The following is a 9,417-nucleotide window of genomic DNA, read 5'->3' as shown; positions in this document are numbered from 1 at the left end:
GGAGGGGTAGTCCGCGACCGTCAGGAGCTCCCCATGTCCCTGCCGTCCCTCCTCTCCCTGCTCGGCGTCCTCTGCTGGGTCGGCTACGAGCTGCTGCTGCGCCGCCGCGAGGACAGCGCGGCCGGCAGCTGGCGCGCCGACGACCGCGACCGCGGTTCGACCCGGCTGCTGCTCACCTGCTACGTCGTGTCCGTCCTGGTGGTGGTGCTGTTCGAACGCGCCGGCGTCGGCATGCTGCCCACCGGGCCGCGCTGGTCCGGGGTCACGCTGGTCGTCGCCGGGCTGGCCCTGCGCGGCTGGGGCATGCGCACCCTGGGCCGCTACTACACCCGCACCCTGCGGACGGTGGACACCCAGCAGGTGGTCCGCAGCGGCCCGTACCGGCTGATCCGCCACCCGGGTTACGCGGGCAGCCTACTGGTCTGGTGCGGCTACGCGCTCGGCACCGGCAGCTGGGCGGCGGCACTGCTGGTCACCGTTCTGCTGCTCGGCGCGTACGGCTGGCGGATCGCCGCCGAGGAGCGGCTGCTGCTCGGCGCGTTCGGCCCGGCGTACGCCGACTACCAGCGGGTTTCCAAGCGGCTGGTGCCATTCGTCTACTGATGGCCCGGCGGCGCCGCCATCGGTGATCCGTTCGGGCGGCACCTGGTTTTCGGCCAGCGTTTCCCGTCCGGTGTATCCGTTCGGCCTGGGGGCCAGGCATACTGGCCAGCAGGGCCTAGCGCCCTCCGTGACTCTAGACAAGAAGGGACCGGTGGCCAGGGATGCTGCGGAACGGTCTTGAGCCCTGGCACATCTTGGTGGTGCTGGCGGTCGTAGTCCTGCTGTTCGGATCGAAGAAGCTGCCGGAGATGGCCCGTGGCCTCGGCAAGTCGATGCGCATCCTGAAGGCGGAGACCAAGGCGATGCGCGAGGACGGCGGCGAGCAGGCGGACGCCGGCACCGCGCAGAGCACGGCCGCCCCCCAGCAGGCCGCCGACCGCCCGGCCGTCACGCCGACCAACGTGACGAAGAGTGCCGAGGCGAAGCGCCCCGAGACGACCGCCTGAGTCGTCGTACGAGGTTCTGGTCGAGCCCCCCGGTGGATTCCACCGGGGGCTCGACGCGTTCCCGGGCCGCCTCGCCCCGGCCGGAGTAGCCGGGCGGGCGGGGCGGGTCCGGGTGGACCAGGCTGGGCGGGATGTCCGAGATCCCTCCTCTCCCGTCGGCCGACCTCCGGGCCGTGGCGTGGCTGCTGGGCGCGTTCACGCTGCTGATGGTCGGGTACTTCACGCTGCCGTTGGAGTGGTTCGGCGACCGGCGGCCGCTCCTGAGCTGGACGGTCTTCGTGGCGGCACTGGGCGGGTTGAGCTGGCTGATGCTGGCGAAGATCGTCGGGGTGCTCAAGGGGACGGCGAAGCAGCCGGTGGCCTGGCTGGCCTTCCTCATCTTCCTGGCGATGGTCATCTTCTCGGCGACGTACTACGCGCTGGGCGCGCACAAGGCCGAGTTCGCGGGGCTGGAGACGCGGCTGGACGCGCTGTACTTCACGGTCGTGACGATGGCGACGGTGGGGTACGGCGACATCACCCCGGCGGGGCAGACGGCGCGGCTCGTGGTGGTGCTGCAGATCGGGTACAACTTCGTGTTCCTCGCGGCGGCGGCCGGGACGGCGTCGCGGACGATCCGCGGGAACATGGAACGGCGGATCCGGCGCCGCGGGTGAGGACCGCTGCGGTCCCGCCGGCCCGTCAGTCGCCCTCATCCGGCTCCGGCGGGGTCGCGCGGAGAGCGGTGACGACCCCCAGGGCGACGGTCGCGAGCGCGAGTGCGAGGAGGGCGGCGAAGGCCGCGGCGATCAGGAATCGCACGGGGCGCCCCACTGTCGTTCGGCTTCGAGGAGGAGGGACAGGAGGTTCAGCAGCGTCGACGCGGGCGCCGTGTTGAAGCAGACCAGGACGCGCCCGTCGAGGGTCCGGTCGGTGTCGACGGAGGGGAAGAGCAGGCCGAACTTACGTCCGCGCTGGAGGAGTTCGGCGAGGAGCGTACGGATGTGCTCGTCGGTGCAGGCCCGGACCCGGGGATCGGTCGGCAGCAGCGGGCGGCGGGGGAGGGACATCAGGCGGCGCCCAGGTCGCACTCGAACCAGATGACCTTGCCGCGTTCCTGCGGGTCGACGCCCCACCGGTGGGTGAGACCGGCGACCAGCTGGAGGCCCCGGCCGGACTCGGCGAGGAGGTCGAGGGGCTGCGGGACGGGAAGCTGCGGGCTCTCGTCGGCGACGGAGACCCGGAGGGTGTTGTGGAGGAAGAGGATCTCGGTGACCGGCGCGGGGGTGCCACCGTGCAGCCAGGCGTTCGCGAGGAGCTCACCGAGGGCGAGTTCGGCCTCGAAGGTGGCGGAGGGGTGCCAGCCCGCGCGGACCATCGCGTTGCGGAGGGACTGGCGGGAGAGGGCGAGGGAGGGCGTGTTGAGGTGACGCATGGGAGAACTCCCGGGCGTGTGCGGGGTGGAGAACCGGCGGATACGTCGCCGTGAACCAGGCCGTGCAGATGGGCACGGCTGCTCTGCGGTGCGACGGATATGCGTTACTGACGATCCGTCGGATCGATGTGAGATCGACCATAGCTCACATGAGTATCCAAATTTCCACCCTTTCTGGAAGTTACCCCTAACGTGGTAACTGGTGGACCACCCTGCGACGAGCGCGGCACACTGGGCCGGACCGCACCTACGGAAGGAACCCATGCCTCCACGCTCCAATCCGACACTCCGCCAACGCAGGCTTGGCACCGAGCTGAGGAGGATGCGCGAACAGGCTGGATTCGGTAGCTCTGAGCTCGGCCGGACTGTCGGCATGAGTCCAGCCCAGGTCACGCAGATGGAATCGGGACGGATCGGCATCAGTGTCGACCGCTTGCACACCATCGCCGCCGCCTGCGCATGTGCCAATCGCCCTCTGATCGATGCGCTCGCCGGAATAGTCACTGAGCGAGGAAAAGGCTGGTGGGAGGAGTACCGCGAAGTCCTGACAGCTGACTTCCTCGAAGTCGCAGAGATCGAGAACTACGCAACGACGCTCTCAACCTGCACCACTGCCTACATCCCCGGTTTGCTACAGACCGGCGCCTACGCTTCTGCGGTCTTCACAAGGGTCTATCCACCGCTGCCGCGCCCGGATATCGACGTCCGAACGGCCTTCCGAGTGCAGCGTCAGCAGATCGTTCGCTCAGGCAGGACACCACTCCAAGCGTTCATCCACGAGGCCGCGCTGCGCATGCAGTTCGGAGGTCCCAAGGTGCTCCTGGACCAGCTGGACGCGCTGATCGACGATTCGGTGCGACCCGGAATCTCGATCCGAGTAGTGCCCTTCGCCGTCGCGACCTTCCCAGGCGCCTCCGAGAACCTCACATTCGCTACCGGGCCAGTCCCCGAGCTGGACACCGTCCAGACGGACCTCGCCCACGGCGTCATGTTCTTCGACGCTCCGGCCGACCTGGCCAAGCATCGGGCCATCTTCGAGCGCATGGACGCCCTTGCGCTCTCCGATGAACGATCGCGGGACCTCATCCAATCAGTGAAGAAAGAAGTGGAAGACAGCTATGCCTGAGTCGAAGTGGCAGAAGTCCAGCTACAGCGGCGCGACCAACGAATGCGTGGAGGTCCGCGCCGCTGACGGGCTGGTCGAGCTCCGCGAGTCCGACGAAGGCGAAACCATCCTCCGCACCAACCTCGCAGCCTTCACCGCCCTCCTCGACGGCCTCAAGGCCGGCGAGTTCGACCACCACGCCTAACCCGCATCGCCGTACGCAAACGAATCCGCCCTCAGGCCGTCAAGGACCGAGTGGATCTTCCGTTGGCAGGTGGCCAGGTGCCCGGGGAAGCCTCCCCGGGCACTCCCCTGTTCCGAGGAAGAGGCGCATGTCCACCCCCTCCAGCCGCGCGCGTACCGCGACGGCCCTTCTCTGCTCCGCCGTCGTCGGCGTCGGCGCCGCCGCTGTTCCGGCCCAGGCCAGCACGGCCAACGTCCTGACCATGAACGGCTCGTCCGTCTCCGGAGCGACCTACCGGGGCACCCAGCCGCAGAGTTTCCGGATCATCAAGCAGGCCGACGGCTCCTTCGGCATCCGCAGCTTCTACCAGGGCGACAAGTCCGTCCTGACCATGAACGGCTCCAGCGTCACCGGCGCGGCCTACAACGGCACCCAGTCCCAGAGCTTCGAGCTGGTCCAACAGGCCGACGGCTCCTGGGGCTTCCGGGCCTTCTACCCCGACCACAGCTACCCCCAGGAACCTCAGGCCCGGGACGACGCCGCGGCCACGGACAAGGGTCGGGCCGTCGACGTCGACGTCCTGGCGAACGACTCCGGCACCGGCACCACCCGGCCGCTCGGCCTGACGATCACCGGTGTCTCCAAGCCGTCCAGCGGCACGGCCGCGGTCTCCAACGGCAAGGTCCGCTACTCCCCCGCCGCCGGCTTCACCGGCTGCGACACCTTCACCTACACGATCCGGGACAAGTTCGGCCAGCAGTCCACCGCCACCGTCCGCGTGGCGGTCTCCGACGTCAACGACGCCGTCGCGCAACCGATCAGCGGCACCGCCCTGACGGTGTCCGGCGTGCTCATCACCGGCTCGGCGTACCAGGACGGCAACGCGGCCCAGAAGTTCACCCTGGCCCCCCGTGCCGACGGCTCCACGGAGATCCGTAACCCCGCCTCCGGCCTGGTCGCGACCACCACCCTCAACGGCCTCACCGTCGGCGCCAGCCCCTCCCTCGGCCTCGCCTCGCAGCGCTTCTCCCTCACCCCGCAGAACGACGGCTCCACCGGCATCCGCAACGCCGCCACGGGCGACTCCGTCACCGTCGACAGCTCCAACGGCGCCGTCACCACCAGCGCCTACAACGGCACCCAGCCCCAGAGCCTCCAGCTGGTCGACCTGGGTGACGGCACCTATGCCGTCCTCACCTACTACGGCAGCACCCGCGTCCCGCAGACGCCGGTCGCCCGCACCGCCGCCGGGGCCGCCGTCCAGGGCACCGCGACGACCGTCGACGTCCTCGCCGTCGACAGCAGCACCGGCCGCACCGACGGCCGGGGCCTGACCCTCACCGGCGTCTCCACCCCGGCCAACGGCACCGCCGCAGTCGTCGACGGCAAGGTCCGGTACACCCCCGCCGCCGACTTCACCGGCTGCGACACCTTCACCTACACCGTCCGCGACGGACTGGGCCGCACCGCGACCGGCACCGTCAACGTCGCCGTCGCCGCCCGCCCCTCCTCGGGCTGACCGGACCGCTTGACCGCAGAGTGGGAAGTCGGCCCCGCCGACTTCCTGCGCCCGGCCACCCACCCTCCCTGGTCCCTCGCAATCTTGCGAGGGACCAGGGTCACACCACGGCGTTGTCGGGGTCGTCCAGCCAGACGGACTGCGCACCGTCCGGGGCGATGGTCACGCCGAACCGGCAGAGGTCCGGCTTGCCCTCCGCCAGCCACCACAGCCGGGCGCCGGTGACCTCGTCCCACAGCCGGCGCGGCCCGGACTGGCAGACGGCGTCCCCGGCGTCCCATCCGGCGTAGCGGGCGGACGCCCACGAGCCCGCGCCGTCCGAGAGGTGCATGCGGTAGGTGCCGCTGGGGTCTGAGTCGTCCCACACGTGTCGATACCGGACGCCCGGCACCCGCAGGCCGATGGCGAACGCCGCGTGAACGTCCTCCTCCGCGAGGTCGGGGTCCATCGGGGACGGGCCCCGGTACTCCGGCGGGCTCTCCGGGCCGGTCACGGCGTGGGGCCGCTGCGACCGCATCCACATGAAGCTGACGTTGCCGACGAAGCGGCCGTGCGACGGCTCGCCCGGCCCTCCGACCAGCAGGCGCAGCAGTCCGGCGTTGGCGTACGGGGTGCCCCACGGGGTCACGATCACGCCGCCGGGCCGCGTCTGCTCGATCCAGGCGGACGGCACCAGTCGGACGGCCGCCGTCGAATGGATGCGGTCGTAGGGAGCCCCCTGGAGCCACCCGGCCAGCCCGTCACCGACCACGCACTCGGGCGTGAATCCGGCGGCCCGCAGCCTCGCCGCCGCCTCGGCGGCCACGCTCGGGTCCACCTCGATCGTCGTCACGTGCCCGTCGCCGAGCCGGGCCGAGAGCAGGGCGCTCGTCCAACCGGTTCCGGTGCCGATGTCGAGCACGTCGTGCCCGTCGCCCACGTCCAGGTGGCGGAGCATGTCCGCGACCAGGGACGGCATGGACGCCGATGACGTCGCGACCCCGGGTCCGTCGTCATCCCCGTCGTCCACCTGTGTGACGACCACATCGTCGGCATCGACCACGGCCCACCAACCATCGGGGTCATCGGACCGGGTGATCCGCCGACAGCCCGTCGGGGCGTCGTCGTCCGGGACCCACACGGTGCCCGGAACGAACGCAGAGCGCGGGGCGCGCTCGAACGCGCCCCGCCACTGCTCGCCCAGCACGCCGGCCTCGGTCAGGTCGGCCAGCAACTGTGCGTACTGATCCATTGGTTGGCACTCACTTCTTCTTCTCGCCCGGGTCGGCCGGCGGAACCTTCTTGGTCCACTGGCCGTCGGACTCCCGCTTGGACTGCTTCTTGTCCCCGGACTCACCGCCCTTGCCGTCTCCGCGCTTTCCCATGTTCGACTTCCTCTCGACCACTTGGTGTCCGGCCCGTTCGGTGTTCCGGATCCCACCGAGCCTCGGCCATCCGACGGACCGTCAGTGAACTAGTCCAGCATGGGGAGTGGCCTAGGTCGGCCGCTACGGTTACGAGTGAACCAGTCTGCCCATACGGGGGATCGCCCACCGAGCGGAAGCGAGCGCACATGCCGAGCAAGACGCCGAAGACATGGTCCGTGATCGCCGATCACTACCGCCAGCGAATCCTCTCCGGGGAACTCGAGCCGGGCTCGAAGCTGCCCAGCAACAAGGAGATCAGCGGCCGCTGGAACGTCGCCGTGGCCACCGCGAGTCGGGCGCTCCAGCACCTCCAGGTGGAGGGCTACCTCCGCACCTCGCCGCGTGGCACGTTCGTCGCGGACGACCCCAGGGTGACCGCCAGCAGCCGGGACCGGCTCGCCCGGGTGCAGCGGGTGCGGTCCAGCCTGATGGAGGGCGAGACCGGCCGTGTGACGGCTGCCGAACTCGTCACACTTCCGCTCTACGTGGCGGATCTCTTCGACCTGGAGCACGGCGCGCAGCTGGTGCGCCGCGAATACATCACCGGGCGCGGCAAGTCACGGACCCTCTTCGCAGTGTCCTGGTACCCCGCGCACTTCGCCGCGCTCGTGCCCGACCTTCTCAACACGGCGCCGGGGCGGAACGACGGGATCACTGCGCGGGTCCTCGAAGCAACAGGGCGAACCGTCACAGCGGCGCGCGACGACATGCACGCGCGGGCGGCCGACCAGCGGGAGGCGGCCGGGCTGGCGGTGGCGGTCGGGAGTCCGATCCTGGCTCTCGTCCACCGGTGGTCGGACGACGACGGGTTGATCGAGTACACGGAGTCGTGCCTGCCCGCCCGGTTCACCATCGGGTACGAGTACACGCCGTAGGGGATGGCCCACAGGGTTGTCCACAGGCTGTGGACAACCCTGTGGTCAACCGTGGGCGGTGTCGATGACGCAGAAGCGGTTGCCCTCGGGATCGGCGAGGACGACGAAGTCCGGGTCGTCGGGGTAGAGGTCCCAGTCGACCTCCTGGGCGCCGAGGGCGATCAGGCGGCGGACCTCGGCGGCCTGGGCGGCGGCGCCGTCCGCGTAGAGGTCGAGGTGGACGCGGGGGTGAACCTGGACGGGGGACTCGGAGATCCCCAGGGCGAGTTGGACGCCGGTGCCGCCGTCGGCGGGGAGCAGCACCGTCCAGTCGTCCTCGACCAGGCCGTCCCTCGGGACGTAATCGAGCGCGGCCGTCCAGAAGGCGACCGCGCGGGGCATGTCGGCGACACCGAGGACGAGGGATCCGATCGTCAGCACCGCGCCATTATGACGCGGCCTCAGCCTTGCTCCGGCGCGCGTAGGCCCGGGCCGCGCGGACGCGGTCGCCGCAGCGGGTCGAGCACCAGTGGCGGGCGGCGTGGGTGCGGACCAGGAAGCGGATGCAGGGGCTCGCGGCGCAGGCGGCGAGGCGGTCGGCGTCCGGGCCGGTGAGCAGGTCCGCCGCGTCGGCCGCGATGACGGCCATGGCGTGCACGGCGACCTGGTCGGCAGGGTGGGCCGGCGCGCGGTACGGGCCGTCCGGCTCGTCCCAGCGCAGCAGGGCGGCGGCGGAGGTGGCGGTGAGCGCGGCGTTGAGCGCGTCCACGGCCTCGGCCGGCGGCACCGCGCCGTCGACCCGGGCGGCGAGCAACACCCTGAGCCGGGACCGGAGTTCGCGCAGCCGTCCGGTGCAGTACTCGTAGACCTCCGCCCCTTCGGGGGCGAGGCCCCGTTCGACCAGCCAGCGGGTGGCGTCGGCGGGGGTGGCCAGGAGGTCGAGGCGGCCGGTGGTGAGCGCGAGGTCGCTGTTGGCGAAGTCGAGGGCGACATGCTGCTCCGAACCCGGTGCGGGCGGCGGGGCGGTGAGGGTGGCATTCACGGTTCTCATGGTAAACCTTGCGCTCTTCCGTGATGGAGGGTTAGGTTTCATCACGTCAAACGATGACTTTCTCCGTGAGGTGAACCAGCATGTCGAACATCCGCGTCTTCAGCGGCCCGACCGCCCTCATCGAATTCGGCGGCCTCCGCTTCCTCACCGACCCGACCTTCGACGAGCCCGGCGACTACCCGCGCGGCGGCGGCCGCGCCCTCACCAAGACCGCTCCCTCCCCCATCACCCCCGCCGACCTCGGCCCGGTCGACGCCGTCCTGCTCTCCCACGACGAGCACCCGGACAACCTGGACACCTCGGGCCGCGCCCTGCTGCCGACCGTCCCGCTCGTCCTCACCACCACCAGCGGCGCCGAGCGGCTCGGCGGCACCGCGCGCGGGCTCGCCCCCTGGGAGTCCGTGGAACTGGCCCGCCCGGACGGCGGCAGCGTCACCGTCACCGCCACACCCGCGCTGCACGGGCCCGAAGGCGCCGAGGCGGTGCTCGGCCAGGTGATCGGGTTCGTGCTGACCGCGCCCGACCTGCCGAGCGTCTACGTCAGCGGCGACAACGCCTCGCTGCCGCTGGTCGAGGAGATCGCCGAGCGGTTCGGCCCGGTGGACACCGCCGTCCTGTTCGCCGGCGCCGCCCGCCCCGGCCCCTTCGACGGCGCGCTGCTCACCCTGGACAGCGCCCAGGCCGCCGAGGCCGCCGCCCTGCTGGGCGCGCGGCGCGTGGTGCCGGCGCACTTCGACAGCTGGGCGCACTTCACCGAGGGCCGTACGGCGCTGGAAGCGGCCTTCGCGGCGGCCGGGCTGAGCGACCGGCTGCAGTTCGCCTGACCGGGGCGGAG

The 9,417-nt window shown here is 71.0% G+C and carries 14 protein-coding genes; 8 read left to right on the top strand and 6 right to left on the bottom strand.

Going from position 1 to position 9,417, the window contains the following annotated elements; all coding sequences use genetic code 11:
• The first annotated feature begins 33 nt into the window (after positions 1–33).
• From ACFY2K_RS00375 to ACFY2K_RS00365, 3 genes are all read left to right on the top strand, one after another.
• A complete protein-coding gene (locus ACFY2K_RS00375) occupies positions 34–603 on the top strand; it encodes a methyltransferase family protein (protein WP_387708974.1) in 570 nt (189 codons plus the stop codon).
• 161 nt (positions 604–764) lie between these two features.
• Entirely contained in the window at positions 765–1,049 is a 285-nt protein-coding gene (tatA, locus tag ACFY2K_RS00370; RefSeq protein WP_360226432.1) for a Sec-independent protein translocase subunit TatA, read from the top strand.
• Between the two features lie 131 nt (positions 1,050–1,180).
• On the top strand, positions 1,181–1,705 hold the full coding sequence (locus ACFY2K_RS00365) for an ion channel (protein ID WP_375887429.1): 525 nt from the start codon (positions 1,181–1,183) through the stop codon (positions 1,703–1,705).
• Between the two features lie 132 nt (positions 1,706–1,837).
• Here ACFY2K_RS00365 and ACFY2K_RS00360 read toward each other — a convergent pair whose 3' ends face one another.
• Both ACFY2K_RS00360 and ACFY2K_RS00355 read right to left on the bottom strand, forming a co-directional pair.
• Positions 1,838–2,098 (bottom strand): hypothetical protein, encoded by a 261-nt coding sequence (locus ACFY2K_RS00360; RefSeq protein ID WP_375887431.1) that lies wholly within the window; start codon positions 2,096–2,098, stop codon positions 1,838–1,840.
• Positions 2,098–2,463, bottom strand: a complete 366-nt coding sequence (locus ACFY2K_RS00355; RefSeq protein ID WP_380527307.1) for an ATP-binding protein — start codon at positions 2,461–2,463, stop codon at positions 2,098–2,100. The genes ACFY2K_RS00360 and ACFY2K_RS00355 overlap by 1 nt, the downstream gene beginning before the upstream one ends.
• A 262-nt stretch (positions 2,464–2,725) precedes the next feature.
• Between ACFY2K_RS00355 and ACFY2K_RS00350 the strand changes: the two genes are divergently transcribed.
• From ACFY2K_RS00350 to ACFY2K_RS00340, 3 genes are all read left to right on the top strand, one after another.
• Positions 2,726–3,589, top strand: a complete 864-nt coding sequence (locus tag ACFY2K_RS00350; RefSeq protein WP_375887436.1) for a helix-turn-helix domain-containing protein — start codon at positions 2,726–2,728, stop codon at positions 3,587–3,589.
• Positions 3,582–3,773, top strand: coding sequence for a DUF397 domain-containing protein (locus ACFY2K_RS00345; protein ID WP_387708971.1), 192 nt, complete (start codon positions 3,582–3,584; stop codon positions 3,771–3,773). The genes ACFY2K_RS00350 and ACFY2K_RS00345 overlap by 8 nt, the downstream gene beginning before the upstream one ends.
• Before the next feature lie 127 nt (positions 3,774–3,900).
• Positions 3,901–5,271 (top strand): Ig-like domain-containing protein, encoded by a 1,371-nt coding sequence (locus tag ACFY2K_RS00340; RefSeq protein ID WP_387708969.1) that lies wholly within the window; start codon positions 3,901–3,903, stop codon positions 5,269–5,271.
• Between the two features lie 100 nt (positions 5,272–5,371).
• On the opposite strand, the gene ACFY2K_RS00335 is transcribed toward ACFY2K_RS00340, so the two are convergent.
• Positions 5,372–6,502, bottom strand: coding sequence for a methyltransferase domain-containing protein (locus tag ACFY2K_RS00335; RefSeq protein ID WP_387708967.1), 1,131 nt, complete (start codon positions 6,500–6,502; stop codon positions 5,372–5,374).
• Positions 6,503–6,512: 10 nt separating this feature from the next.
• The gene (locus tag ACFY2K_RS00330; RefSeq protein WP_375887446.1) at positions 6,513–6,635 is read right to left on the bottom strand and encodes a hypothetical protein; all 123 of its coding nucleotides are present in this window, start codon (positions 6,633–6,635) and stop codon (positions 6,513–6,515) included.
• Between the two features lie 188 nt (positions 6,636–6,823).
• Here ACFY2K_RS00330 and ACFY2K_RS00325 point away from each other — a divergent pair, with 188 nt between their 5' ends.
• The gene (locus ACFY2K_RS00325) at positions 6,824–7,552 is read left to right on the top strand and encodes a GntR family transcriptional regulator (protein WP_387708965.1); all 729 of its coding nucleotides are present in this window, start codon (positions 6,824–6,826) and stop codon (positions 7,550–7,552) included.
• A 45-nt stretch (positions 7,553–7,597) separates the two neighbouring features.
• Here the strand turns inward: ACFY2K_RS00325 and ACFY2K_RS00320 are convergent, their stop codons facing one another.
• The gene (locus tag ACFY2K_RS00320; RefSeq protein WP_380644111.1) at positions 7,598–7,972 is read right to left on the bottom strand and encodes a VOC family protein; all 375 of its coding nucleotides are present in this window, start codon (positions 7,970–7,972) and stop codon (positions 7,598–7,600) included.
• A gap of 7 nt (positions 7,973–7,979) precedes the next feature.
• A complete protein-coding gene (locus ACFY2K_RS00315) occupies positions 7,980–8,582 on the bottom strand; it encodes an ABATE domain-containing protein (protein ID WP_375887451.1) in 603 nt (200 codons plus the stop codon).
• An 80-nt stretch (positions 8,583–8,662) separates the two neighbouring features.
• Between ACFY2K_RS00315 and ACFY2K_RS00310 the strand changes: the two genes are divergently transcribed.
• Positions 8,663–9,406, top strand: coding sequence for an MBL fold metallo-hydrolase (locus ACFY2K_RS00310; RefSeq protein ID WP_387708962.1), 744 nt, complete (start codon positions 8,663–8,665; stop codon positions 9,404–9,406).
• Positions 9,407–9,417: the final 11 nt, after the last annotated feature.

It is taken from the genome of Kitasatospora sp. NPDC001309, assembly GCF_042896295.1.
Taxonomy (GTDB): Bacteria; Actinomycetota; Actinomycetes; order Streptomycetales; family Streptomycetaceae; genus Kitasatospora.
Note: the sequence above shows the minus strand (reverse complement) of the source record. Positions and strands in the feature narration are given on the sequence as shown.

Coding starts and splice junctions, on each gene's coding strand:
- ACFY2K_RS00325 (WP_387708965.1), top strand. CDS start 6,824: ATGCCGAGCAAGACGCCGAAGACATGGTCCGTGATCGCCGATCACTAC.
- ACFY2K_RS00355 (WP_380527307.1), bottom strand. CDS start 2,463: ATGCGTCACCTCAACACGCCCTCCCTCGCCCTCTCCCGCCAGTCCCTC.
- ACFY2K_RS00330 (WP_375887446.1), bottom strand. CDS start 6,635: ATGGGAAAGCGCGGAGACGGCAAGGGCGGTGAGTCCGGGGACAAGAAG.
- ACFY2K_RS00365 (WP_375887429.1), top strand. CDS start 1,181: ATGTCCGAGATCCCTCCTCTCCCGTCGGCCGACCTCCGGGCCGTGGCG.
- ACFY2K_RS00375 (WP_387708974.1), top strand. CDS start 34: ATGTCCCTGCCGTCCCTCCTCTCCCTGCTCGGCGTCCTCTGCTGGGTC.
- tatA (WP_360226432.1), top strand. CDS start 765: ATGCTGCGGAACGGTCTTGAGCCCTGGCACATCTTGGTGGTGCTGGCG.
- ACFY2K_RS00345 (WP_387708971.1), top strand. CDS start 3,582: ATGCCTGAGTCGAAGTGGCAGAAGTCCAGCTACAGCGGCGCGACCAAC.
- ACFY2K_RS00310 (WP_387708962.1), top strand. CDS start 8,663: ATGTCGAACATCCGCGTCTTCAGCGGCCCGACCGCCCTCATCGAATTC.
- ACFY2K_RS00350 (WP_375887436.1), top strand. CDS start 2,726: ATGCCTCCACGCTCCAATCCGACACTCCGCCAACGCAGGCTTGGCACC.
- ACFY2K_RS00315 (WP_375887451.1), bottom strand. CDS start 8,582: ATGAGAACCGTGAATGCCACCCTCACCGCCCCGCCGCCCGCACCGGGT.
- ACFY2K_RS00360 (WP_375887431.1), bottom strand. CDS start 2,098: ATGTCCCTCCCCCGCCGCCCGCTGCTGCCGACCGATCCCCGGGTCCGG.
- ACFY2K_RS00335 (WP_387708967.1), bottom strand. CDS start 6,502: ATGGATCAGTACGCACAGTTGCTGGCCGACCTGACCGAGGCCGGCGTG.
- ACFY2K_RS00340 (WP_387708969.1), top strand. CDS start 3,901: ATGTCCACCCCCTCCAGCCGCGCGCGTACCGCGACGGCCCTTCTCTGC.